This is a genomic window from Pseudomonas sp. B16120 (assembly GCF_044218845.1).
GTDB classification, from domain to species: domain Bacteria; phylum Pseudomonadota; class Gammaproteobacteria; order Pseudomonadales; family Pseudomonadaceae; genus Aquipseudomonas; species Aquipseudomonas paracarnis.
In genome coordinates, this window is the sequence record NZ_CP162588.1 from 1,892,907 (window position 1) to 1,917,755 (window position 24,849).

Sequence of the window (24,849 nt, forward strand, 5' to 3'; positions counted from 1 at the left end):
TTCAGGACGGTGGTTTGGTTAAGACCGTTCGCTTCAAAGACCCTAAATACGTTGGAGATCCGATAAACGCGGTGAAGATCTTTAACGAGAAAGAGGCAGACGAGCTCATTGTCTTGGACATTGATGCCTCAATTTGTGGCGTCGAGCCCAACTACAAACGTATTGCCCATCTGGCCGCAGAGTGTCGTATGCCTTTGTGTTATGGAGGCGGGATCCGCACTGCGGAGCAGGCTAAAACGATTATCAGCCTTGGTGTCGAAAAGGTCGCTATCAGTGCTGCTGCGCTTGAGGACCCTAAGCTGATCACTCGTATTGCAGATGAGATCGGTCGTCAAAGCGTGGTTGTGGTTCTTGATTACAAGCCCCGACTTCTCAGCAAAACCTGTGACGTTTGGACTCACAATGGCACTCGTAACACAAAGCGGAACGTCTTGGACGTTGCGCTGGAAATGCAGCAGTTAGGCGCCGGGGAGATCGTGATCAACTCAATCGATCATGACGGACGCATGAAAGGTTATGATGTGGGTCTTGCCTCAAAGCTGAGAAAAACGATCAATATCCCCATGACTGTGCTTGGTGGCGGGGGAGCGCTGGAGCATATGCGTGACGTCGTTGCAGAGTGTGGCGTCGTTGGTGTTGCTGCTGGCAGCTATTTTGTTTTTAAAGGACCCTACAGAGCCGTTCTTATCAGCTACCCGAGCGATCAGCAAAAGGATGAAGTTGTCTATTCAGCCTTGCAATCAAACTAATAGACAGTTGTATCAGTTTCAGGACTTATTATGTTTAATGGAAAAAAGCTTCTTATTTCGGGTGGCACTGGGTCGTTTGGTAACGCCGTGCTCAAGCGTTTTCTCGATACAGATATCGCTGAAATTCGAATTTTCAGCCGGGACGAGAAAAAACAAGACGATATGCGTAAGCGCTACGCCAGTAGCAAGTTGAAATTTTATATTGGCGATGTTCGTGATTACCAGAGTGTGCTGAACGCTACTCGAGGTGTAGATTACATTTTCCATGCTGCAGCGCTGAAGCAAGTCCCATCTTGTGAATTTCATCCGATGGAGGCTGTCAAAACTAACGTAATCGGCACAGATAATGTCCTTGAAGCGGCTATTCAGAATGAGGTCCGTCGAGTTGTTTGTTTGAGTACGGATAAAGCCGTTTATCCTATCAATGCTATGGGTATTTCTAAAGCTATGATGGAAAAAGTCATGGTTGCGAAGTCGCGTAACGTGGATGAGGCAAAGACGGTAATTTGCGGGACGCGTTACGGAAATGTTATGGCGTCTCGAGGTTCTGTTATTCCATTGTTTGTTGATCAGATCCGGGCAGGGGTTCCTCTGTCGATTACTGATCCGAATATGACCCGCTTCATGATGACCTTGGCTGATGCAGTCGACTTGGTTCTGTATGCCTTCGAAAATGGCAACAATGGTGACATGTTTGTTCAAAAAGCACCTGCCGCGACAGTGGAAACGCTAGCACGGGCGTTGACTGCCATGGTTGGCAAACCTGAGCATCCGATCCAGATTATCGGCACACGACACGGTGAGAAACTGTATGAAGCCCTACTGAGCCGTGAAGAAATGGCGTGTGCGGAAGATATGGGAGCTTACTATCGCGTTCCTCCCGATCTGCGCGACTTGAACTACAGCAAGTTTGTCGAGCAGGGCGAGGAAAAAATTTCTCATACTGAGGATTACAACTCGCACAACACTGAGCGTCTTGATGTCGAAGGTATGAAGCGCTTGTTGCTCAAGCTCGACTTCATGCGTGCGATTCAACGCGGCGAGCATGCTACACCCGAGGAGTGATCATGAAAGTTCTTATCACAGGCTCTAATGGATTTGTCGGCAGAAATTTGGCCGTCCACTTAGATGAGCGCAAAGATGTAGAGGTTTTGTGCTTCTCCCGGGAAAACGACCCTAAGGATTTGCTTACACTGGTGGCACAAGTTGATTTTGTATTTCACTTGGCAGGTGTCAACCGTCCCCAAGATCCTGAAGAGTTCAAAACCGGTAATGCTGGTCTGACCCAGGCGTTATCAGACGCGATTATTGCCAGTGGCCGTAAAATCCCTCTGATCTATACCTCGTCGACTCAGGCTGCCCATGATAACGCCTATGGTTCAAGTAAACGTACTGCCGAGGAGGTGTTGCACAAGCTCGCCTCGGAGCACGGTTCGCCTGTGTACTTGTTCCGGTTACCCAACGTTTTCGGTAAATGGGCGCGTCCGAACTATAACTCTGCAGTCGCGACGTTCTGCCACAACATTGCACGTGGCCTACCCATACAGATCAACGATCCTTCCGCGAGTATCACACTTGTCTACATCGACGATGTAGTCAAAAGTTTCATTTCGGTCATGGACGGTTTGGTTGCGCCTACGCCGTTCAGCGAGGTGGAACCGCAGTATCAGATTACAGTCGGAGAACTTTCGCAGCAGTTGCAAGCGTTCCGCGACAGTCGCGTTACATTGGTTACCGAGCGTGTGGGTACGGGCTTGCCCCGTGCTCTTTACTCCACCTACCTCAGCTATCTGCCTCCGGAGAGCTTTACCTATGAGGTGCCGAAGTATGGCGATCCTCGTGGTGAGTTTGTGGAAATGCTAAAGACGCCTGATGCCGGACAGTTTTCGTTTTTCACTGCGCATCCTGGTGTCACACGGGGTGGTCATTATCACCATACCAAAACTGAAAAGTTCCTGGTGATCCGTGGTGAGGCCTGTTTCAGGTTCAGGCATATCGTTTCCGGCGAGTTTTACGAGCTATTCACTGATGGTGTGAATCCGGTCATTGTTGAAACGGTGCCTGGATGGACGCACGACATCACGAATGTAGGTGAAGGCGAAATGATAGTCATGCTTTGGGCCAATGAAATTTTTGACCGGGAGCATCCTGATACTTACGCCTTGGCGGTCGGTACCCAGGCTTGAGTGGAAGACTCGGAGAGTGAATATGAAGCAAATGAAAGTTGTAACTGTTGTAGGTACCCGACCTGAGATTATCCGTCTGTCGCGCGTTATGGCTGCTTTGGATGAGCATTGTGAGCATATTTTGGTGCACACTGGACAGAATTATGATTATGAGCTTAATCAGATTTTTTTTGATGACCTGGGCATTCGCAAGCCAGACTTTTTCCTCAATGCAGCGGGTGCCAGCGGCGCGGAAACAATCGGTAATGTGATCATTGCCGTCGATCGAGTGCTGGCAGAGGTAAATCCTGAAGCATTATTGGTGCTTGGGGATACCAATAGCTGCATGGCTGTTATTCCGGCCAAACGTCGCAAAATTCCGACTTTCCATATGGAGGCGGGTAACCGTTGCTTCGATATGCGTGTGCCGGAAGAAATCAACCGCCGTATTGTTGACCACACTGCGGACATTAACCTGACGTACAGCACCATTGCGCGCGATTATTTGCTGCGCGAAGGTCTGTCTCCAGACATGGTCATCAAGACTGGTAGTCCGATGTTTGAAGTGCTCCAGTACTACCGGCCGGGTATCGAAGCGTCCGATGTCCTGGAACGCCTGGGCCTGGAAAGCGGCAAGTTTTTTGTGGTCAGCGCGCATCGCGAAGAAAATATCGATTCCGATAAAAACTTCTTGAAACTGGTGGATGTGTTGAACTCGGTAGCCGAGCATTTCGGCTACCCGGTGATCGTTTCAACCCACCCTCGCACGCAAAAGCGTGTGGACGCATTGGGCATAACATTTCATGAAAATGTACGGTTGCTCAAGCCGTTGGGTTTCAAGGACTACAACAAGCTGCAACTTGAGTCCAAGACCGCGCTGTCTGACAGCGGTACTATTAATGAGGAGTCGTCGATTCTCAACTTCCCTGCTCTGAACCTGCGTGAAGCCCATGAGCGCCCGGAAGGCATGGAAGAGGCTGCGGTGATGATGGTAGGCCTGGAAGTTGAGAGGGTGATGCAGGGTCTGCATCTGCTCGAGAGCCAGCAGCGGGGAACTGACCGTACTTTGCGTCTTGTGGCGGACTACAGCATGCCAAACGTTGCCGCCAAAGTGGTTCGGATCATTCACAGCTACCGCGATTATGTTATGCGCGTAGTCTGGAAAAGGTATTAATTAAATGGCAGTCCGTGTTTTGCTTTTGACTCAGTGGTTCGATCCGGAGCCCACATTCAAAGGATTGGTTTTTGCTCGAGAGCTAGTGAAGCAAGGGTTTGATGTCGAGGTAGTTACCGGATTTCCAAACTACCCAGGCGGTAAAATCTATCCTGGCTTCAAGATGCGCTTGATTCAAAAAGAAGTGATTGATGGAGTCAACATTACGCGGCTGCCTTTATACCCTAGCCATGGTCAAAGTGGTTTGGGCAGGGTCGCAAACTATATAAGCTTCGCAGCAACAGGCTTGCTCTACGGCTTGTTCGGCGCAAAACGCCCGGATGTGATCTACGCCTATCATCCGCCTTTGACAGTGGGTATTGCTGCGATTTTCATCCGTTTTTTTCGCCGTGTGCCGGTAGTCTACGACATTCAGGATATGTGGCCTGACACGTTGCGGGCAACCGGGATGTTTTCAAATGAAAAGGCATTGAGCGTCGTTTCAAAAGTTTGTAATTGGGTCTATCGGCATGTTGATCAACTGGTGGTCTTGTCACCGGGCTTCAAACGTTTACTGATAGAGCGTGACGTGCCTGAAAACAAGATTGAGGTTATTTATAACTGGTGCGCGGAAGATCAGATTACGGCGAGTACAAATGAGATTCCGAATGGGTTTCCGGACGCGTCGCGCTTTCGTGTTCTTTTTGCCGGGAATATGGGTAAAGCCCAGGCCCTAGACTCAGTGCTCGACGCAGCCAAAATCCTGCAGGCACGCGAGAAATCTATGGTGTTTGTATTTCTGGGTGGCGGTGTGGAGGTCCAGAGGCTGGAGCAGAGGGCTAGCGCTGAGGGGCTGAGGAATGTGGTGTTCCTTCCTGCGGTGTCCATGGCGCAGGTTGGTGACTATTTAAGCAGCGCGGATGCGTTGCTGGTCCACCTTAAGAAAGACCCTTTGTTTACCATCACGATACCCTCCAAGACTCAGGCTTACATGGCGGTAGGCAAGCCGTTGCTAATGGGCGTAGATGGTGATGCGGCAGATCTTGTCACTCAAAGTGGGTGTGGCTATGTTGCGGAATCACAGACTCCGAATTCCTTGGTTGCGGCAGTCGATAAATTGATGGACGCAACACCTGCAGAGCGCACGGCGATGTCTGAAAAGGGGCGTGATTTTTACCGCCTGAATTCATAGAATAAGCGCAACGCTTGAAACGAGAGGCAGAGAGCCAGCCACCGGTAGAATCCAGGCTCTCACACCGAAGGATTCAAGCGCAGATGACTACGCATTACCGGCAGCTGACTCAGGGACAACGTTACCAGATTGAGGCTGGCTTGAGCGCCGCAGAGAGCCAGGCGAGCATTGCAAAGCGGGTCGGCGTGCATCCCTCGACGATCAGTCGCGAGGTTCGCCGCAACAGCACCCAGAATATCTACAAGGCTGTTTCTGCGGCCCATGAAAGTGATGCTCGTCGAGCGGGTGCGCGCAAGTTTTGCAAGCCGGCGACATGGCTCAGCCATCATCTCCCGGTGTGGCTCAAGCATGGCATGAGTCCGGAGCAGATCGCCCAGCGGTTGAAGCAGGAGCAGCCAAGCCGGGCGGTCAGCCATGAGTGGATTTATCGGTTCATTGCCGCCGAACAGCGCGCCGGTGGTGAGCTTTATACCTATCTGCGACATCGCCGAAAGCGCTACCGGAAACGCTATGGAAGCCACGATCGGCGCGGGCAGCTGCGTAATCGCGTGTCAATCAGTGAACGCCCAGCCGAGGTCGAAAGCCGCGAGCGCCTGGGGGACTGGGAGGGCGATACGGTACATGGACTGGGCGGTAACCTGGTGACCCTGGTTGATCGCAAAAGCGGCTATCTGAGCGCCTATCCGGTCAAGCGCAGAACGCGCCGGCAGGTAACGCGGGCGATCAATCTGATGCTTCAGGGCCATGCCGCTCACACGCTGACGCTGGATAACGGAAGGGAGTTTGCCGGGCATGAACGCATCGCGCTACGGAGCCAGTGCCAGGTCTTTTTTGCAGACCCCTATTCATCCTGGCAACGTGGCACCAATGAAAACACCAACGGTCTGCTCCGCCAGTATTTCCCCAAGGGCAGCGACTTCAGCAAGCTGACCGTCGAAGCCGTCAATCGGACAGTAGCGAGGATCAATCTACGCCCGCGCAAGCGCTTGGGCTGGAAGACGCCGTACGAAGTGCATACAGGGGTGAGCGTTGCACTTATGTGTTGAATTCAGGCCGCGCCAACTTATCTTTGCGCAAGGGCGTAGAGAGTTTTGCGGTTGTATTCAGGCGACTGGCTGGGAAGCATGGTCAGTGACAGCAATACAAGTTAAAGTGTCAATATTCTGGACTGAATGCGGGATTGCTAAATGCTTAAGCGGTTGTTTGATATAGTTGCATCATTCTTTGGACTGGTGTTGCTTTTGCCGGTCATTGCCATTGTTGCTTGGCAGGTCCGCCGTAAGCTGGGCACTCCCGTACTTTTTCGCCAGGTGCGCCCAGGGTTGCATGGTAAACCCTTTGAAATGATCAAGTTTCGCACAATGAAAGATGCCTGTGATGTCCATGGCAATCCACTCCCTGACTCCGAACGCATGACTGCATTTGGGGCGTTCCTGCGCTCAAGCAGTTTGGATGAGCTTCCGGGCTTATGGAATGTTTTAAAAGGTGAGATGAGTTTGGTTGGGCCGCGCCCGCTACTAATGGAGTACCTGCCGCTTTATAGCGAGCAACAATATCGACGTCATGAAGTTCGCCCAGGCGTAACTGGCTGGGCGCAAGTCAATGGGCGTAATGCGTTGAGTTGGGAAGATAAATTTAAACTCGACGTGTGGTATGTCGATAACCGAAGTATTTGGCTGGATTTAAAGATTGTTTTCCTGACCTTGAAAAAAGTGCTCATTCGCGAAGGCATCAGCGCTGATGGTGAGGCGACGATGTCGAAGTTCACAGGGGGTCGATAGTGAGGCGCTTGGCGATTGTCGGCGCCGGAGGGCACGGTAAGGTTGTTGCTGATACGGCAGAGTGTTGCGGTTGGGACGTTGTAGAGTTCTTTGAAGACGGCTGGTCGGGACGTCAGACGAACGGTTGCTGGCGCATTGCTGGCGATACCTCGACCTTGCTAAGTCGTACCAGTGATTATGAGGGTGTCGTCGTTGCTATCGGCAACAATACGGTGCGCTATGCAAAGCTGATGGAACTTGCGAAGGCAGGGGCGCAGCTGGTTTCGCTGATCCACCCAAATGCAACGATCAGTCGTCACGCGGCTATAGGGGCGGGATCGGTGGTCTTCGCTGGCGTAGTGGTGAACGCCGGTGCGCATATCGGTTTAGGTGCGATTCTCAATACTGGGTGTAGTATTGATCACGACTGCGCGCTTGGGGACGCTGTCCATGTCAGCCCTGGGGCAAGACTGGCAGGCACAGTGCAGGTTGGTAGCATGAGTTGGATCGGCATCGGTGCCTGCGTCAGGCAATCTATACAAATCGGCGCTCACGTGACAGTGGGAGCCGGTGCTGCTGTGGTCAGCGATGTTGCTGACGCGCGGACAGTCGTTGGTGTACCGGCCAGGCCACGTTAAGCACGCGTTCAATGTGTTGAATTCGGCCGGTCATGAGTAATTGCGGCAGACGAACGGACGCTTACTGCGCTCCTTACTTTTTTCATCGAAATTTATGGGTACTGTGTTGTGCTGAATACACCCTTTTCTCCTTGGCCTTCTTTTACGACCGAAGAAGCCGACGCGGTACGCGATGTCATCCTTTCCAATAAGGTGAACTATTGGACTGGCAAGGAATGCCGCGAATTTGAAAAAGAGTTTGCTGCCTGGTCAGGTACTGAATATGCCATTGCGCTGGCAAACGGTACTGTGGCGCTTGATCTGGCACTGCAGGCATTGGGAATTGGTTCCGGCGACGAGGTTATCGTCACTTCGCGTACGTTCCTCGCTTCGGTATCCAGTATTGTTAACGCGGGTGCGGTCCCGGTATTTGCCGATGTTGATCGCGACTCGCAAAACGTTACCGCCGACACCATTTCTGCTGTCGTCACCCCACGTACCAAGGCAGTTATTTGCGTTCACTTGGCCGGCTGGCCGTGTGACATGGATCCGATCATGGCGCTGGCTGAAGCGCATGACCTGAAAGTGATTGAAGACTGTGCTCAGGCCCATGGCGCCGTTTACAAAGGTCGTCCAGTAGGTGCTATCGGCCACATCGGCGCATGGTCGTTCTGTCAGGATAAAATCATGACCACCGGCGGCGAGGGTGGCATGGTGACAACCAATGACCGTTCCCTTTGGCTGAAAATGTGGGCCTTCAAGGATCACGGCAAGAGCTGGGAAGCAGTGTATGAGCGCGAGCATCCGCCAGGATTCCGCTGGGTTCACGAGGGATTTGGTACCAACTGGCGTATGCTTGAGGCACAGGGCGTTATTGGTCGCATTCAATTGCGCCGCATGCCTAAGTGGCAAGCCAGCCGTTTAGCCAACGCACGCCGTATTTGGAACTGTGCCCAGGGTTTGAGGGGTATTCGAGTTCCTGCTGTTCCTGAAGATACAGTCCATGCAGCCTACAAATGCTACGTTTTCGTCGAACCTGCGCAGTTGAAACCGGACTGGAGCCGTGATCGTCTGCTGACCGAGATCAACGTGCGTGGTGTGCCGTGCTACTCGGGTTCATGTTCCGAGGTGTATTTGGAAAAGGCATTCGACAACACAGGATGGCGTCCTGCGAACAGGCTCCCTGTTGCTAAAGAGATGGGAGAAAACAGCCTTATGTTTCTTGTGCATCCGACGTTGGAGGCTTCCGAAATTGATAAAACCTGTGCCGTGCTCACTGAAGTTATGAGTTTGGCGGCTGCGGATTGAGTTTGTACGCGGTTTATTGAGGAGGCGGGCTTGGCTCGCTTTTTCAGTTTCAGAAGCGGCGATGCTCATTGAGCGTCTAAATCAAGTAGTGACATTATCGACGAGTACGTTGGTTTTGGTTGTCACACTGATAATGTAAGTTGCAGGAGCAGTACGAGGTGGTTGAAGGGCTTATGGAGAAGTTAAGAGCGTTATTGCTGGGGTTACCGCGCCGTCAGAAGCGTCTGATACAGGTTTCTACAGACGTCGTACTGGTGTGGTTTGCGCTGTGGATGGCTTTTGTGGTGCGCTTGGGTATTGACGAGATGGTCAACCCCGTTATTCAGCACCCATGGTTGTTTCTGACTGCCCCAGTGGTCGCAATTCCTCTTTTCATTCGTTTTGGAATGTACCGTGCTGTCATGCGTTACTTCGGAAACGATGCGCTTGTCGCCATTATCAAAGCTGTGAGTCTTTCTTCGCTGATTCTCGGCGTTGTCGTTTATTGGTACAGCAACCATCAGAACGTGGTTCCACGCTCCATTATCTTCAACTACTGGTGGTTGAGCCTGATCATGGTCGGTGGTTTGCGTCTGGCGATGCGTCAGTATTTCTTGGGCGACTGGTTCGCGGCCTCGCAACATGTGCCGTTTACCAGTCGTGACGATGGTCTCCCACGTGTTGCGATTTATGGAGCAGGGGCTGCGGGTAACCAATTGGTTGCGGCTTTGCGCATGGGCAGGGTTATGCGGCCGGTAGCGTTTATCGACGACGACACCAGTATTGCGGATCGTGTCATTTCTGGCTTGCAAGTCTACAAACCCAAGCATATACAACGCATGATTGACGCCACCGGTGCTCAAGAAATCCTGCTTGCGATACCATCCTCCAACCGTGGCCGCCGCCGTGAAATCCTCGGTTTTCTTGAAGGCTTTCCGCTCCACGTGCGAAGCGTTCCAGGTTTTATGGACTTGGCCAGTGGTCGTGTCAAAGTAGACGATATCCAGGAAGTCGATATCGCAGACCTGCTGGGCCGCGATGCAGTACCTGCCCAGGCCGATCTTCTGGAGCACTGTATCAAGGGGCAAAATGTCCTAGTAACCGGTGCGGGGGGATCGATCGGCTCAGAGCTTTGCCGCCAGATTCTCGCCTTGCGTCCAACGACGCTGCTGTTGTTCGAACACAGCGAATTCAATCTGTACAGCATCCTTTCGGAGCTTGAGCAACGTGTTATTCGTGAGTCGCTGCCAGTTAAGTTATTACCGATCCTCGGGTCGGTGCGTAACCAGTCAAAATTGGTAGACGTCATGAAAACTTGGCGCGTAGACACTGTTTACCATGCCGCAGCTTATAAACACGTGCCGATGGTGGAGCACAACATTGCCGAAGGCGTGCTGAACAATGTGATCGGTACGCTTAATACCGCCCAGGCTGCGCTTCAGGTTGGCGTGTCCAACTTTGTTTTGATCTCCACCGACAAAGCGGTACGCCCAACTAATGTCATGGGCAGTACCAAGCGTTTGGCTGAATTGACCCTACAAGCGCTCAGTCGTGAACCGGCTCCAGTACTGTTCGGTGATAAGTCGAACATCTCTCGCGTCAACAAAACCCGTTTTACGATGGTTCGTTTTGGCAATGTACTGGGTTCCTCCGGCTCAGTGATTCCGCTCTTTCACAAGCAGATCAAGTCTGGTGGCCCGCTGACGGTCACTCATCCCAAGATCACCCGTTACTTCATGACGATTCCTGAAGCGGCCCAGTTGGTAATCCAGGCAGGCTCTATGGGCTTGGGGGGGGATGTATTCGTGCTGGACATGGGCGAGCCGGTGAAGATTGTCGAGCTGGCCGAAAAAATGATTCATCTTTCTGGTCTGAGTGTTCGTTCTGAGAAGAATCCCCACGGTGATATTGCCATCGAGTTCTCTGGCCTGCGTCCCGGTGAAAAGCTTTACGAAGAGCTGTTGATTGGTGACAACGTTGTCGCCACTCAGCACCCAATGATCATGAGTGCCAACGAAGATCATCTTTCATGGGAAGCGCTCAAAGGCAAGCTCACTGAGTTGCTTGCTGCGGTGGATGAAGACGACTATACCCGTGTCCGCCAGCTGCTGCGCGACACCGTCAGCGGCTATTCTCCCGATGGCGAAATCGTCGACTGGATCTACCAGCAACGCCGTCTGGAACCATGAATTAACACCCTGTTACTCACCAATTTTTGACGCCCTCCACCCATCGCCTAACGTAGAAAAGCAGCTTCGGAAAAGCTGCTTTTTTCTCTTACCGATGTCATGGAGCGTCACCAATGCAAAACCTCTACATTTCATCCCTCATCTTCGCCTTCCTCACCAGCCTCTCCGTCGCCACCACCGCTGCGCCGTCCATCAAGCCAGAGCCTCCAACCCCGATCTCCACCCAGATGACCAAGACCGAGCAATCCACCAAGGTCAACCTCAACGCCGCCGACGCCGAAACCCTGCGCCGTGATCTGTTCGGTATCGGCGCTTCCAAGGCGAAGGCAATCGTCGCCTATCGCGAGAGCAACGGCCCATTCACAGGGGTGGATGAGTTACTGGAAGTAAAGGGCATCGGCAAGGCACTTTTGGAAAAGAATCGTGGCAGGCTAGTTGTTAACTGAGGATGCACGAGAGGCCGGTCATTGATCGGTCTTTCCTTTATCCGGCAAACGCTCGCGCTACGGCCATGATACGTGTGGTTGATTGCGGACTCTCCACACTTCTGGTCAATGCCCCGCTAACGCCGACATCAACATCACGCTTTGTTTGTTATAAACATGCCATAACTCCCACATTCAATACCACACCTGACTCCGGATGCTGTGCTGCGGATTCCACGCCATCCGGCCACCCAGTCCGCTCTCATCTGGCCAGGCATTCCACGGCCATCTGGCCACCTGTTCCACGGCCATCCGGCCGGGCAGTCGGAGCGCAGCGACGCAGGGGGGGCATTGTTAGTCTGAGGTGCCCGGTGTCGTCAATTTCTTCGTCTGTTTGCGCATCGACTCACCCTTGAGGTTGATCCGATAAGCGTTGTGCACCAGGCGGTCGAGGATGGCGTCGGCCAGAGTCGGATCACCGATCAGTTCGTGCCAGTTGTCCACTGGCATTTGGCTGGTCACGATGGTCGAGCGCTGGCCGTAGCGGTCGTCCAGTAGCTCCAGCATGTCGCGGCGCTGTTCCGCGTTGAACGGGGCCAGACCCCAGTCATCAAGGATCAGCAGGTCGGTCTTGGCATAGCCGCTCATCAGCTTGGCGAAGCGCCCGTCGCCGTGGGCTAGGCCCAACTCTTCCAACAGGCGCGGCAAGCGCAGGTAACGCACGCTGTAACCCTCTCGGCAGGCCTGGTGGGCCAGGGCGCAGGCCAGCCAGGTCTTACCGACGCCAGTCGGGCCGTTGATAATCAGGTTGAGTCCGTCGCGTAACCACTGACCGCTGCTCAGCTGGAGGATCAGCGCCTTGTCGAGTCCGCGCGGGCTGCGGTAGTCGATGTCTTCGAGGCAGGCGTTGTGCTTGAGCCGGGCCTGACGCAGGCGGCTGCTGAGGCGCTTGTCGTCGCGCTCGGTCAGTTCGCGGTCGACCAACAGGCCGAGGCGTTCCACGAAGCTCAGGCTGTCGATGTCGGGGGTTTTCAGTTGCTCGGCGAGTGCCTTGAGCATGCCGGTCAGGCGCAGGGTCTGGAGCTTGTCCAAGGTCGGATGGGGCAGCATGGTGGGATTCCTTGTGTTCAGTGGTAGTAGCCGGGGCCGCGCAGGTTGGCGTGGTCGTCCGGCAGCAGGGGCAGGTGCTGCTGGGCCAGCGGCAGGTTTTCCAGCCCCTGGCGCAGGATCGATTCGAGGCTCTTGTAGCTGCACGCGCCGAGGCTGAGGGCGCGTCGGCAGGCCAGCTCCAAGCGCACTTCGCCATGGGTCTTGCCCAGGCGCAGGATGCCCAGGCAGGCCCGGTAGCCTTGGGTTGGGTGGATGCGCCGTTCGAGGATGTGGCTGATCACGCCGGCGGTGTGCGGCCCGGTCTGCTCGGCCCAGCGGATCAACCGTTGCGGCGTCCACTCGGCATGCTCGCGATGGCTCTTGGGCATGTGCTCGGTCTGTGTGCTATGCCGGCCCTTGTGTGGCGAGCGCAGGTGGCTGGCCACCCGCTGGTTGGCGTGGAAGCACTCGACGGTGCGCGCCGTCAGCCGTACTTCCAGCTGTTTCTTCACCAACTGGTAGGGCACTGAGTAGTAATGCCCATCGACCTCGACGTGATAGTCGATATGCACGCGCGCCTTCTTCCACTCGGCATAGACGTAGGGCTGCTCCGGCAGTGGGCTCAGCGCTGGACGATCCAGGGCTTCGAAGGCCGAGTGCCGGGAGCCCGGCAGCTTGCGAAACGGTCGTCGGTTGAGCCGCTCCAGCAATAAGGCGATGGCGCTGTTGAGTTCGTCCAGGGAGAAGAACTGGCGGTTCCTCAGCGCGGCGAGGATCCAGCGCTCGACCACCTGCACGCCGACCTCAGCCTTAGCCTTGTCGCGCGGCTTACGCGCCCGCGCCGGCACCACCGCCACGCCATAGTGCTCGGCCAGATCGCGGTAGCTCGGGTTGATGTCCGGCTCGTAGCGATGGCTCTTACTCACCGCGCTTCGCAGGTTGTCCGGCACCACGATTTCCGGCACGCCGCCGAGAAAGGCGAAGCAGCGGACATGGGAGCCCAGCCAGTCCGGTAACTGCTGCGACCAAGTGGCTTCGGCGAAGGTGTAGCTGGACGCGCCAAGCACCGCGACGAACACCTGCGCCTGGCGGATCTCGCCGCTGTGGCGGTCGATCACCGGCACCGTCTGCCCGGCGTAGTCGACAAACAGCTTCTCACCGACGCGATGCTCCTGGCGCATCACCACGTCCAGCTTGCCCTGCCAGGCTCGGTAGTGCTCGCAGAACCAGCTGTACTGAAAGCCTTTCGGCTGGCTCAGGCGATACTCCTGCCAGAGCAGCGCCAAGGTCACGCCCGGCCGGCGTAGCTCGGCATGCACCCAAGACCAATCGGGCAATGGCCGTTGCTCGCTGGGCACCGCAGGGGGCGGTGGGAACAGTTGCTGCTCCAGCTCGGAATCGGACAACGAACAGGGCCAGGCTAGACCGCTGGCGGCAAAGCGGTTGAGGTAATCGCCGACAGTGACACGACCGATCTGCACGCTGACGGCAATCTGGCGAGCCGATAGCCCGACCTCGAACTTGAGACGAAGTACTTCGCGAATCTTACGCATGGATAAACGCTCCACGACGACCTCTCTGCTTCGAAAAAGAGGTCGATGGTAGTGAAGAAATCCTGCGTTACTGCCTGCCCGGTTGAGTGGCCGGATGACCGTGGAATCAGTGGTCGGATACGCGTGGAATGGGTGGCCGGATCACCGTGGAATCGGTGGTCAGATGCTTATGGAATGGGTGGCCAGATGACCGTGGAATCCGCACTGTGCTCCCGATTCGCTTTCTAAAGTTCATCCGCCGCAGGCGTCATCAGCTGAAATTACGAAGCCCTGCTGCCGTGGTACTGCACGTCCCAGATGCATGGTTAAATGCTCAGCCTGACTTTGGCTAGGTGGGTTCATAGCTACACCTTTTCGACGTTGGCGCTTGGACGCGACTTGACGACTGGCTCCTGAGAAAAAACGGAGCACAGCATTGGTCATTAGATTCTGGCTTTGAATTTTGGCTTTGTGGAGCGTTTCCGCTTTACTTAAACTCGCACCCTTTTAATAATTTAAAACTCTCATTGCATAAGCGGCTTTTTATATCATGGGGAGTATTAATTTTCTTATCAGCATTTTTGTGTTGAACGAACTGCTCAGGTTTATGATTCCGTCTCGACATACCAGAAAAGTTTTTCCATTTTCTTTATATATTTTTCCTGGAGTGTGGTTAGGGGTTGCCATGAGTTCAAAGTTCTCTACTGTCCAGCGCTGACCATAATGAAGTCCTCGAGGTTGTTCTATTGCATTTAACCACTGCTCTGTACCACGAAGCGTATGCCAAATACGATCAACTGACCAATCATCCCATTTGATTAAATCTCCATGTTCTGAGGGTTTCAGGTTTCTTGCACGTACCGTGGGTGAGTTTTTTGGTTGAGATATTCGGGGCGCCGAGTTGGATAATAGGGCATCCAAAGTTTTCATTAAAAGCGTAATGCCCAACTCTCTTACTAATTTTTGCGATCGATCCGGTGATTTAGTTCCAAGAGGAATGTTGATTCGATCTTGGTATATGATGTCTCCGGTGTCTTCACCATCGTCTATAAAGTGAATCGTAACGCCGGGAGAAAGTTCGCAATCATAATATTGCCAGAAGTCTGGATTTGGCCCGCGGTAATCAGGAAGGTAAGACGGGTGAAGGTTTATCGTGCCCAGTCGTGGTAAGTTATAGATATTGCTTTTTAAGAGCTGAGACATGCTATAAACAACAATGACATCGGGGTTGGAAGTGTGAACAAAATCTTCTAGGTGTTGGTCGTTGCTCGAGAACATGAATCGATAATTGATCAGTTTTTTTGAGCAATATTTTTTAAGCGATGGTGAGTTAAATATATAGCCTGATAACCCGAATACAAGTTTTCGTATTAGACTGGAGAATCCGTGTTTCTTTTGATTTCTTGCTGCTGATTCGATGACGCCTACAATAGTGTGCTTTGAGTTGAACAATGGCTCAACGATCGAAGATAAGCCTTGTGTAATTATAAGTATTCGTAGCGACGGTTCATCCATTTTAGGCATATGGTTTTTATCCTTGCAAAAGTTGCGTTTCATGATGATTGGTGACTTGTTTTTTATGTTGTCTAGTGGGCTGGTAGTTAGGCTTTTGAGCCGAAGCGCTCAGTGATAGCTTTGCCATGCTACCCATACCTCATGATCTGAAAGTATTTATTTTTATTAGTATACATGAGCATTTATGAATTTTGAAAGTGGGCTGAATAATTTGGATGTTAGAGTCAATCGTTAGCCTCCAGCCCCACCAGCTATGCCCTGATCCGCTCGTTCGTGATGTTGTGGCTTTTCAAGGGGCCCTTTAATGAAATTACTTCAGTTACGTGAACCGCATTACGGTCATTGACCGGCCTTCCCTTTAGCTAGTGCTCGGGTCTTTAAGCTCTCGCGCACCACATCCATGATGCGCGTGGATAACTGATCATTCCCTATACTCCTGGCCAACATCAACACGCCCACCAGCGTGGACATCACCACTAGTCTCTGTTCGTTGGCACTATCACCCAACGCCGCTTCGACCTGCTTCAACCGTGCGTCCAGCACCGCGTCTGTGGTCGGGTTGTGTAGGCCTCTGAGCCCCACCTCTAAAGACATGGTCGGCAACGGACATCCGTGATCCTAAGAAGTCTGCGCCACTGCGACAAATACTGTCGATAAATATGTCTAGGTACCGCTCCTGGCTGAACGGCATCTCGCAGTGCGCATCCTGTTCCGCCGCCGCAGGCTTCAGGGCTTTTTACCAGTATATCCTTGGATTGAAATGCGCATAGAAGTCGCAGTGTGTCAGGTTCAACGCTTTCATCAGCGGCTGCAGGCCAGTGGCTCCGATGCCGTCGCGGCGAAAGCGCATGGCGGCTTCCTTGATGATGCGGTGGTGCATCTGGGCATTATGTTCTGATGAGTAGTGTGTGGAACCGCCTCGTGAACAGGCGCGCATTTAACGGATTAGCACGTTTTTACCCATCCAGGCAACGTTGGCATGAAACATGGTTCCAACTAACTCAGTGATTGTTCAACAATCTCGAGGTAACGATGCCACTCACCCTATCCTTAGCCGACCAGATCGCCCTGGAACTGCGCGCCGACATCATAGGCGGCCGGCTGTTACCAGGCATGCCGTTGATCGAGGTCGATCTGGTCAAGGCCTACAACGCATCCCGCAATACGATTCGCGAGGCGCTGCATCGTCTCGGCCAGGAGGGCCTGACTCGCTATGTCCGCAACAAGGGCGTCATGGTTCGGCGCTTGGAGCGAGCAGAAGTGCGTGACCTCTTCGTAGTCCGCCGCACCCTGGAATTGCAGGCCATAGCCCAAAGCGGCCCGCTGACGGACGCTCAATCGACACATATGCAAAACGCCATTGACGCTACACACTTGGCCTGGGAGCGCGAAGACTGGCGGGCTGTGGCGACTCACAGCCTGGCGTTTCACCAACAGATCGTCGCGTTGATGGGCAGCCCGTTGTTCGACGAGTTCTTCGCCCAGGTGATTGCCCAGTTGCGCCTGGCGTTCTGCGCCGCGCCTGACGAGCAACGTTTCCAATCACCCTGGCTGGAGCGTGACCATGAGATATACACATTGCTAACCCGCAACCAAACCCAGGCCGCCAGCGAGGCGATGAGTCTGTACCTGGATGACTCGGAACACCTTTCTCTCGCTTTGTTTGATCAACCTTGATGGAGGAGTGCCCCATGTACAAAGACTATCCCGCCGCGTACCAGGTCAGCAAAGGTTCGGCGTTGCAGGTGGATACGGCGTTCTATGAGCGCATTCGTGATCAGAAAACCCAGCGCACGTTGATCGAACAGTTCGAGGTGCCGATCCGCACGGGGAGGGCGTGGAAGGTGCCGGCGGGGCATGTGTTTCGTGTGACCACGCCGGTGGGTCCGCAGGTGGGGGATTTCAATGTCTGGAACGCTAACGACCCACGCGAACGTTTGTGGGCCGCGCGCACCCGGCAGCTTCAAGGCGCCCATGTCAGCACCCATGATCGGTTGTGGTCGAACCTGCCTTTTCTACGGCCCTTGGTCACGATCACCGATGACAGCCTGGCCAGCTACGGCATTGATGAGCACGGGGGGCGTTTGCACGATTTGTTGGGCACGCGATGCGACCCCTATGTGAACCGTATGTTGACCGGGGAGGACTTTCATCACCATTGCCACTCGAACCTGACGCGTGCGGTATTGCCCCATGGGCTGACGGAGTTCGATGTGCATGACGTGTTGAATATTTTTCAGTGCACCGGGCTCAATCAGGATGACATGTACTTTATGAAAGCCTGTCCGGCGAAGAAGGGCGATTACTTGGAGTTTTTTGCCGAGATTGATCTGCTCTGTGCGTTGTCGACGTGCCCTGGCGGGGATTTGTCGCTACCGATGTGGGGGCCGGATGCGCAGGATCCGCTGACGGTGTGCCGTCCGTTGGGGGTGGAGATCTACCGGTTGGAGGATGAGTTGCTCAATGGCTGGAGCCAACCGGAACGTGCTGCCTACAAGGGGCAGCACGGCTTGCATATTGCCAAGGCGGATTGGGAGTAACGCAAGATTCAGCGATCCTGCGCATCCTTGGCATCTGCCTGCGCATTGCGCTCGGCTACGCGTTTACGTTGTTCGTCGGTGAGTTCCACCTTGTTGGCGCTGTCACGCAGCATCATCAGGCCACCGACGATCGACCCGATCGCTACTACCATAATCAACCATGCATACCACGGCATAAGACGCTCCTTGAGGCAGAGGTTCGTGGGAGAATTTTCCCACGGTAATCACTGCTTTGAGTGACGGGCTTTCTGAGTAGTTCAGTGTAGGCCCGTTCTGCCTCATAGGCGCTACTGTCCGGTCAACATTGCATCCGCCGGCGCATCGATGCGGTCTTGTGCGGTCATCTGGAAGTAGATAAAGCCCACCGCCATAAAGCCCAGGAAGATCAGCCCGATCAAGGCATTGAACCAGGCCATCGCCACCAGGCATACCACCGCTAGCGCCAGCGCAATACCCGGCACGATGGGGTAGCCCGGCGCGCGGAAGGTGCGTTCCAGTAGTGGCTCGGTCTTACGCAGTTTGAACAGGCTGAGCATGCTCATGATGTACATGACGATGGCACCGAACACCGCCATGGTGATCATCGCGGCGGTCAGGGTCATGCCGCCCAGGTTGATCAGGCCGTCGCTGTAGATGGCGGCGATGCCCACCACGCCGCCGGCGAGGATGGCCCGGTGCGGTGTCTGGAAACGTGAGAGTTTGGCCAGGAAAGACGGTAGGTAACCGGCACGGGCCAGGGCGAAGAACTGGCGCGAGTAGCCGAGAATGATGCCGTGGAAGCTTGCCACCAGGCCGAACAGGCCAATCCATACCAGCATGTGCAACCAGCCGGAGCTGTCACCCACCACGGTTTTCATCGCCTGGGGCAGTGGGTCGTTGATGTTCGAGAGGGTGCGCCAGTCACCCACCCCGCCAGCGAAGAACATCACGCCCATGGCCAGGATCACCAGGGTGAGGATGCCGCTGATGTAGGCCTTCGGAATGGTGCGCTTGGGGTCCTTGGCTTCTTCGGCGGCCATGGCCGCGCCTTCGATGGCGAGGAAGAACCAGATCGCGAAGGGGATGGCGGCAAACATACCGGCAATCGCCGGGGCACTGAAGGTGTCGGAACCGGCCCAGCCATTGAGGGCAAAATTGCTGAAGCTGAACGCCGGGGCGACTACGCCCATGAATACCAGCAGTTCGGCGACGGCCAGCACGCAGACCACCAACTCAAAGGTGGCGGCAAGTTTCACCCCGAGGATATTCAGGCCCATGAACACGATATATGCACCGACGGCGGCGTGCTTGGGGTCGAGTGCCGGGAATTGCACGTTCAGGTACGCGCCAATGGCCAGGGCAATCGCGGGCGGGGCGAAGACGAATTCGATCAAAGTGGCCAGGCCGGCAATCAAGCCGCCTTTCTCACCGAAGGCGCGACGGCTGTAGGCAAAGGGGCCTCCGGCGTGGGGAATCGCAGTGGTCAGTTCGGTGAAGCTGAAGATAAAGCAGGTGTACATCGCGGCGACCATTAATGATGTCACCAGAAACCCTAAGGTCCCGGCGACGCCCCAGCCATAGCTCCAGCCGAAATATTCGCCGGAGATCACCAGCCCGACGGCGATGCCCCATAGGTGCAGGGTGCCCAAGGTGGGTTTGAGTTGTGTGTCCATTGTGGGGTGCTCCCTGAACCGTTTGGAATGATTCAAGGTGTTGCAGTGGTTATGCCAAGCCTCAGAACTATGTCGTAAAGCAGTGCCTATGTCGCCGGGGGGACGGTTTGGCGTTTGAATGTGGCATGAGTTGCACCACATAAGTGCGGTGGTGACTTGGCGGGCGCTTTCGCGGGCAAGCCCGCTCCCACACTTGACCGAGTGTTAACTGAAAGAACGCAGTCGAATGTGGGAGCCGGGCTTGCCCGCGAAGAGGCCCTCCCAGCCACTGCAAATCCCGCTGTAAACCCCGCGTAAACCCACTCTTTACGCCATCTTTACGCCCCACCCACCACCTCGCTCTCGTTCCTTTACACCCCTCCTGCGGACAATGCCCCCACACGCGGCAATCGCCGCAAGACGGGGAGACTTCCATGAGTGTTCTGGACGGGGTGTCACTGCTATTGGCCGTGGCGCTGTTCATTTATCTGCTGGTTGCGCTGTTACGCGCGGATCGGAACTAGGAGCGGCTATGCACAGTTATGACTATTGGCTGATCATCGCCTTCTTTGCCGTGGTACTGGTGCCGGCTCCGTTCCTGGGGCGGTTCTACTACAAGGTGATGGAGGGCCAGCGCACCTGGCTCAGCCCGGTGCTGGGGCCGGTGGAAAGCGCCTGTTATCGCCTGTCGGGTGTGGACGCACAGCAGGAACAAAGCTGGCAGAAGTACATGCTGGCCTTGCTCGCATTCAACCTCGCCGGCTTCCTGCTGCTGTTCTCTATTCTGTTATTTCAAGGCTCCCTCCCGCTGAACCCGCAAAACCTGCCGGGCCAGGAATGGACCTTGGCGTTTAATACCGCCGTCAGTTTCATGACCAATACCAACTGGCAGAACTACAGCGGTGAGGCGTCCCTAAGTTATCTAAGTCAGATGGCCGGCCTCACGGTGCAGAACTTCGTCAGCGCCGCGACCGGCCTGGCCGTGCTGGTCGCACTTTGCCGTGGGATCGGGCGCAAATCTGCCCAGACCCTGGGTAACTTCTGGGTCGACATGACCCGCGCCACCCTCTACGGCCTGCTCCCGTTGTGCCTGGTGCTCGCACTGTTTCTGGTATGGCAGGGCGTGCCGCAAACCTTCGCCCACTATGTTGATGCCGTCACAATGCAGGGCGTGGACCAAGTGATTCCCTTGGGCCCGGCCGCCAGCCAGATTGCGATCAAGCAATTGGGCACCAACGGCGGTGGCTTCTTCGGCGTGAACTCGGCGCATCCGTTCGAAGACCCGACCGCCTGGGCCAACCTGTTTGAAGTGGCCTCGATCATTCTGATCCCGGTGGCACTGGTGTTTACCTTCGGCCATTACGTCAAGGACCTGCGCCAGAGCCGGGCGATCCTCGCGTGCATGCTGGCGCTGTTCTTGATCGGCGGCGCGACGTCGCTGTGGTCCGAATACCAGCCCAACCCAACCCTGAACAACCCGGCCGTAGAGCAAACCGCCCCGCTGGAGGGCAAGGAAACACGCTTCGGCACCACCGGTACCGTGCTGTGGTCGGTGACCACTACCGCGGCGTCCAACGGCTCGGTCAATGGTATGCAAGACAGCCTCAGCCCTCTGAGTGGGATGGTGGCGCTGGTCAACATGATGGTCGGCGAAGTGATCTTCGGCGGTGTCGGTGCCGGTATGTACGGCATGTTGCTTAACGTGTTGATCGCGGTGTTCCTTGCCGGCTTGATGATCGGCCGCACCCCGGAATACCTGGGCAAGAAACTCCAGGCCAGGGAAGTGCAATTGTTGGTGGTGACCCTGCTGGTGATGCCGGTTGGTGTGCTGGTGCTGAGTTCTATCGCTGCCAGCCTCCCGGGCCCGGCGGGCGCTATCAGTAACCCTGGCCCCCACGGCTTCAGCCAATTGCTGTACGCCTACACCTCGGCCAGTGCCAACAACGGTTCGGCGTTTGCCGGCCTCGGCGCCAACACCCCGTTCCATAACCTGATGCTGGGCCTGGGCATGTTGATCGGCCGCTTTGGCTACATCCTCCCGGTACTGGCCCTGGCCGGCAGCCTGGCGATGAAGAAAGCCGCGCCGATTGGCCAGAACAGCTTCCCCACCCATGGTGCGCTGTTCGTGACCCTGTTGACCGTGACCATTTTGTTGGTGGGCGGCCTGACTTTCCTGCCGACGCTGGCGTTGGGTCCCATCGCTGAACACTTGAGCATGGGCTTCTAGTTAAGGGATATGAAAATGAATATGCCTGCAAAAAACGCGGCCCCGGTCAAACCCCAGGAGCCTGCCAAAACCGCCATCTCGGCTCTCTGGCGCCCGGCGCTGGTCCAGGCGTTCGTCAAGCTCGACCCACGCCAACTGCAACGCTCGCCAGTGATGCTGGTGGTGGAGCTGACCGCCATCCTCACCACCGTATTGTGCTTCGTGCCCGATACCACCGTGCCCACCTTTGTTGCGGTGCAAATCGCGGTGTGGCTGTGGTTCACCGTGCTGTTCGCCAACTTCGCCGAAGCCCTGGCCGAAGGCCGCGGCAAGGCGCGCGCCGACAGCCTCAAGGCGGGCAGCGAAGGCTTGAGCGCCCGACGCCAGGAATCCGATGGCAGCTTCAAGGTGGTGCCGGCCACCAGCCTGCGCAAGGGCGATGTGGTACGTGTTGCCGCCGGGGAAATGATCCCCGGTGACGGCGAGGTCGTCGAAGGGATTGCGGCGGTCAACGAAGCGGCGATTACCGGCGAATCCGCCCCGGTGATCCGCGAGTCTGGCGGCGACCGTTCGGCCGTCACCGGCAACACGCGGCTGGTGTCGGACTGGCTGCTCATCCGCATCACCGCCAACCCGGGCGAGTCCACCCTGGACCGTATGATCGCGCTGGTGGAAGGCGCCAAACGCCAGAAAACCCCCAACGAAGTTGCGCTGGATATTCTGCTGATCGGCCTGACCCTGATCTTTCTGCTGGTGGTGGTGACCCTGCAGCCGTTCGCCCACTTTGCCAATGGCAGCTTGCCGCTGGTGTTCCTGGTCGCACTGCTGGTGACGCTGATTCCCACCACCATTGGCGGCTTGTTGTCGGCCATCGGGATTGCCGGCATGGACCGCCTGGTGCGTCTCAACGTGATCGCCAAGTCTGGCCGCGCGGTGGAAGCGGCGGGGGATGTGCATGTGTTGCTGCTAGACAAGACCGGCACCATCACCTTTGGTAACCGTCGTTGCTCGGCCGTGGTGTCCGCGCCTGGCGTCAGTGGCCGCGAATTGGCCGAAGGCGCGCTGCTGGCGTCCCTGGCGGATGATACGGCGGAAGGCAAGTCCATCGTTGAATACCTGCGCGCCTTGCACCCCCAGGCCGAGCCGAGCCTGGAGGCGTTGACCGCCGTGCCCTTCAGCGCCGAGACCCGTTTGTCCGGTGTCGACTATCAGGGCCGTGTGTTCCGTAAAGGCGCGGTGGACTCGCTGCTGACGTTTATCGGCCAGCAACGCAGCGATCTGCTGCCTGCGCTGTCGCGGGAAATCGACAAGATCGCCCAGAGCGGCGGCACGCCCTTGCTGGTGTGCGCCGATGGCAAGTTGCTGGGGGCGATCCATCTCAAGGACGTGGTCAAGCCCGGTATCCGCGAACGGTTTGCCGAGTTGCGCAAGCTGGGGATTCGTACCGTGATGGTCACAGGCGACAACCCGCTGACCGCCGCCGCGATTGCCGCTGAAGCGGGGGTGGACGATGTGCTGGCCGAAGCCACGCCAGAGAAGAAACTCGCGCGTATTCGCCATGAGCAGAACGATGGACGCCTGGTTGCCATGTGTGGCGATGGCGCCAACGATGCCCCGGCGCTGGCCCAGGCTGACGTCGGCATGGCGATGAACGACGGCACCCAGGCCGCGCGCGAAGCCGCCAACATGGTCGACCTCGACAGCGACCCGACCAAGCTGCTGGACGTGGTGCAGATCGGCAAGGAACTGCTGGTGACCCGTGGCGCGCTGACGACCTTTTCCATCGCCAACGACGTGGCCAAGTACTTCGCGATCCTGCCGGCGCTGTTCGCCTCGATCTACCCGCAACTGGGCGTGCTCAACATCATGCACTTGCAGAGCCCACAGAGCGCGATCCTCTCGGCCATCGTGTTCAACGCGCTGATTATCGTGGTGCTGATCCCATTGGCCCTGCGCGGTGTGCGCGTGCAGGCGGCGAGTGCGGCGGCGTTGTTGCGGCGCAATCTGCTGATCTACGGGCTGGGCGGGCTGTTGGTACCGTTCGTGGGCATCAAGGCCATCGACATGCTACTGACCGCGCTGCACCTGGTTTGACCTGGCCGCTGATCGTTCCCACGCTCCGCGTGGGAACGCCGCCGCCCCGGACGCTCCGCGTCCCACCGCACCACTGAATTGAGGAGTCTGAAATGTCCAACATCATCCGCCCAGCCCTGAGCTTGCTGGTACTCATGACCCTGATCACCGGCGTGGCCTACCCGCTGGTAGTCACTGGCGTGGCCCAAGTGGCCTTCCCCGATCAATCCAATGGCAGCCTGGTGCGCGACGCCAGCGGCAAGGTGCGTGGCTCCAGCCTGATCGCCCAGGACTTTACCGGCGACAGCTGGTTTCACCCACGCCCGTCAGCCGGTGCTTTTGCCACAGTGTCCAGCAGTGCCAGTAACCTGGGCCCGAGCAATCCGGCCTTGGCGACTCGCATATTCGAGGACGCCAGCAAGCAGTCAGTGCCTGGCCAGGGCCCGGTGCCACTGGCCTCGCTGACCACCTCCGGCAGCGGCCTTGATCCACACTTGCCACCGCAGGCGATTGCCTATCAACTGGCGCGAGTGGCGGCGGCGCGAAATGTGCCGGTGTCGACCTTGCAGCGGTTGCTGGATGAGCACATCGAAAGCCCGTTGGTTGGCCCGCCCGTCGTAAATGTCCTGGCCCTGAACATGGCTTTGGAAACGTTGTAAGCCTTGCGACCGCCATCGCGGGCAAGCCCGGCTCCCACATTTGGAATGCATTCCACTGTGTGAGCCG

At 56.0% G+C, this 24,849-nt stretch carries 22 protein-coding genes and 1 pseudogene; 17 read left to right on the forward strand and 6 right to left on the reverse strand.

Annotated features, from left to right (window positions below; genetic code table 11):
• The first annotated feature begins 14 nt into the window (after nt 1–14).
• From AB4P90_RS09025 to AB4P90_RS09075, 11 genes are all read left to right on the forward strand, one after another.
• Entirely contained in the window at nt 15–749 is a 735-nt protein-coding gene (locus AB4P90_RS09025; RefSeq protein WP_236598472.1) for an AglZ/HisF2 family acetamidino modification protein, read from the forward strand.
• 30 nt (nt 750–779) lie between these two features.
• Complete coding sequence (locus AB4P90_RS09030; protein ID WP_201915435.1) at nt 780–1,814, forward strand: polysaccharide biosynthesis protein; 1,035 nt, start codon at nt 780–782, stop codon at nt 1,812–1,814.
• Between the two features lie 2 nt (nt 1,815–1,816).
• The gene (locus AB4P90_RS09035; RefSeq protein WP_201915434.1) at nt 1,817–2,935 is read left to right on the forward strand and encodes a capsular polysaccharide biosynthesis protein CapF; all 1,119 of its coding nucleotides are present in this window, start codon (nt 1,817–1,819) and stop codon (nt 2,933–2,935) included.
• 22 nt (nt 2,936–2,957) lie between these two features.
• Complete coding sequence (gene wecB, locus AB4P90_RS09040) at nt 2,958–4,088, forward strand: non-hydrolyzing UDP-N-acetylglucosamine 2-epimerase (RefSeq protein WP_395605821.1); 1,131 nt, start codon at nt 2,958–2,960, stop codon at nt 4,086–4,088.
• A gap of 4 nt (nt 4,089–4,092) precedes the next feature.
• Nucleotides 4,093–5,259 carry a glycosyltransferase family 4 protein gene (locus AB4P90_RS09045; protein WP_395605822.1) on the forward strand — a complete coding sequence of 389 codons (1,167 nt, stop codon included), beginning with the start codon at nt 4,093–4,095 and terminating at the stop codon, nt 5,257–5,259.
• Nucleotides 5,260–5,342: 83 nt separating this feature from the next.
• Nucleotides 5,343–6,305, forward strand: coding sequence for an IS30-like element ISPpu17 family transposase (locus tag AB4P90_RS09050; RefSeq protein WP_004577240.1), 963 nt, complete (start codon nt 5,343–5,345; stop codon nt 6,303–6,305).
• A 141-nt stretch (nt 6,306–6,446) separates the two neighbouring features.
• Nucleotides 6,447–7,040 carry a sugar transferase gene (locus tag AB4P90_RS09055; protein WP_201915431.1) on the forward strand — a complete coding sequence of 198 codons (594 nt, stop codon included), beginning with the start codon at nt 6,447–6,449 and terminating at the stop codon, nt 7,038–7,040.
• Nucleotides 7,040–7,657: an acetyltransferase gene (locus AB4P90_RS09060; RefSeq protein WP_201915430.1), complete on the forward strand. Its 618-nt coding sequence runs from the start codon at nt 7,040–7,042 to the stop codon at nt 7,655–7,657. Before AB4P90_RS09055 ends, AB4P90_RS09060 begins: the two co-directional genes overlap by 1 nt.
• 108 nt (nt 7,658–7,765) lie before the next feature.
• Nucleotides 7,766–8,944 carry a DegT/DnrJ/EryC1/StrS aminotransferase family protein gene (locus AB4P90_RS09065; protein ID WP_201915428.1) on the forward strand — a complete coding sequence of 393 codons (1,179 nt, stop codon included), beginning with the start codon at nt 7,766–7,768 and terminating at the stop codon, nt 8,942–8,944.
• Between the two features lie 173 nt (nt 8,945–9,117).
• The gene (locus AB4P90_RS09070) at nt 9,118–11,112 is read left to right on the forward strand and encodes a nucleoside-diphosphate sugar epimerase/dehydratase (RefSeq protein ID WP_201915674.1); all 1,995 of its coding nucleotides are present in this window, start codon (nt 9,118–9,120) and stop codon (nt 11,110–11,112) included.
• Between the two features lie 113 nt (nt 11,113–11,225).
• Complete coding sequence (locus AB4P90_RS09075) at nt 11,226–11,558, forward strand: ComEA family DNA-binding protein (RefSeq protein ID WP_201915426.1); 333 nt, start codon at nt 11,226–11,228, stop codon at nt 11,556–11,558.
• Between the two features lie 333 nt (nt 11,559–11,891).
• Here the strand turns inward: AB4P90_RS09075 and istB are convergent, their stop codons facing one another.
• The 4 genes and pseudogenes from istB to AB4P90_RS09095 all read right to left on the reverse strand — a co-directional run bounded on the left by istB (nt 11,892) and on the right by AB4P90_RS09095 (nt 16,610).
• Nucleotides 11,892–12,647, reverse strand: a complete 756-nt coding sequence (gene istB, locus AB4P90_RS09080; RefSeq protein ID WP_046622600.1) for an IS21-like element ISPpu23 family helper ATPase IstB — start codon at nt 12,645–12,647, stop codon at nt 11,892–11,894.
• Nucleotides 12,648–12,664: 17 nt separating this feature from the next.
• On the reverse strand, nt 12,665–14,179 hold the full coding sequence (gene istA / locus AB4P90_RS09085) for an IS21-like element ISPpu23 family transposase (protein ID WP_058167704.1): 1,515 nt from the start codon (nt 14,177–14,179) through the stop codon (nt 12,665–12,667).
• Nucleotides 14,180–14,701: 522 nt separating this feature from the next.
• The gene (locus AB4P90_RS09090; protein WP_395605823.1) at nt 14,702–15,682 is read right to left on the reverse strand and encodes a methionyl-tRNA formyltransferase; all 981 of its coding nucleotides are present in this window, start codon (nt 15,680–15,682) and stop codon (nt 14,702–14,704) included.
• A 330-nt stretch (nt 15,683–16,012) separates the two neighbouring features.
• Nucleotides 16,013–16,610: pseudogene (locus tag AB4P90_RS09095) on the reverse strand (TetR/AcrR family transcriptional regulator).
• A gap of 95 nt (nt 16,611–16,705) precedes the next feature.
• Between AB4P90_RS09095 and AB4P90_RS09100 the strand changes: the two are divergent.
• Both AB4P90_RS09100 and AB4P90_RS09105 read left to right on the forward strand, forming a co-directional pair.
• Nucleotides 16,706–17,350 (forward strand): GntR family transcriptional regulator, encoded by a 645-nt coding sequence (locus tag AB4P90_RS09100; protein ID WP_323558789.1) that lies wholly within the window; start codon nt 16,706–16,708, stop codon nt 17,348–17,350.
• A 14-nt stretch (nt 17,351–17,364) separates the two neighbouring features.
• Nucleotides 17,365–18,213 (forward strand): DUF1989 domain-containing protein, encoded by an 849-nt coding sequence (locus tag AB4P90_RS09105; RefSeq protein ID WP_014717638.1) that lies wholly within the window; start codon nt 17,365–17,367, stop codon nt 18,211–18,213.
• 8 nt (nt 18,214–18,221) lie between these two features.
• Here AB4P90_RS09105 and AB4P90_RS09110 read toward each other — a convergent pair whose 3' ends face one another.
• Nucleotides 18,222–18,389 (reverse strand): DUF2897 family protein, encoded by a 168-nt coding sequence (locus AB4P90_RS09110; protein WP_003172675.1) that lies wholly within the window; start codon nt 18,387–18,389, stop codon nt 18,222–18,224.
• A 111-nt stretch (nt 18,390–18,500) separates the two neighbouring features.
• Nucleotides 18,501–19,865 (reverse strand): ethanolamine permease, encoded by a 1,365-nt coding sequence (gene eat / locus AB4P90_RS09115; RefSeq protein ID WP_395605824.1) that lies wholly within the window; start codon nt 19,863–19,865, stop codon nt 18,501–18,503.
• A 413-nt stretch (nt 19,866–20,278) separates the two neighbouring features.
• On the opposite strand from eat, the gene kdpF reads away from it, so the two are divergent.
• From kdpF to kdpC, 4 genes are all read left to right on the forward strand, one after another.
• The gene (gene kdpF / locus AB4P90_RS09120) at nt 20,279–20,368 is read left to right on the forward strand and encodes a K(+)-transporting ATPase subunit F (RefSeq protein ID WP_003218754.1); all 90 of its coding nucleotides are present in this window, start codon (nt 20,279–20,281) and stop codon (nt 20,366–20,368) included.
• Between the two features lie 8 nt (nt 20,369–20,376).
• Nucleotides 20,377–22,071 (forward strand): potassium-transporting ATPase subunit KdpA, encoded by a 1,695-nt coding sequence (kdpA, locus tag AB4P90_RS09125; RefSeq protein ID WP_395605825.1) that lies wholly within the window; start codon nt 20,377–20,379, stop codon nt 22,069–22,071.
• Between the two features lie 15 nt (nt 22,072–22,086).
• The gene (gene kdpB / locus AB4P90_RS09130) at nt 22,087–24,144 is read left to right on the forward strand and encodes a potassium-transporting ATPase subunit KdpB (protein ID WP_395605826.1); all 2,058 of its coding nucleotides are present in this window, start codon (nt 22,087–22,089) and stop codon (nt 24,142–24,144) included.
• A 92-nt stretch (nt 24,145–24,236) separates the two neighbouring features.
• Nucleotides 24,237–24,782 (forward strand): potassium-transporting ATPase subunit KdpC, encoded by a 546-nt coding sequence (kdpC, locus tag AB4P90_RS09135; protein ID WP_395605827.1) that lies wholly within the window; start codon nt 24,237–24,239, stop codon nt 24,780–24,782.
• Nucleotides 24,783–24,849 lie beyond the last annotated feature (67 nt).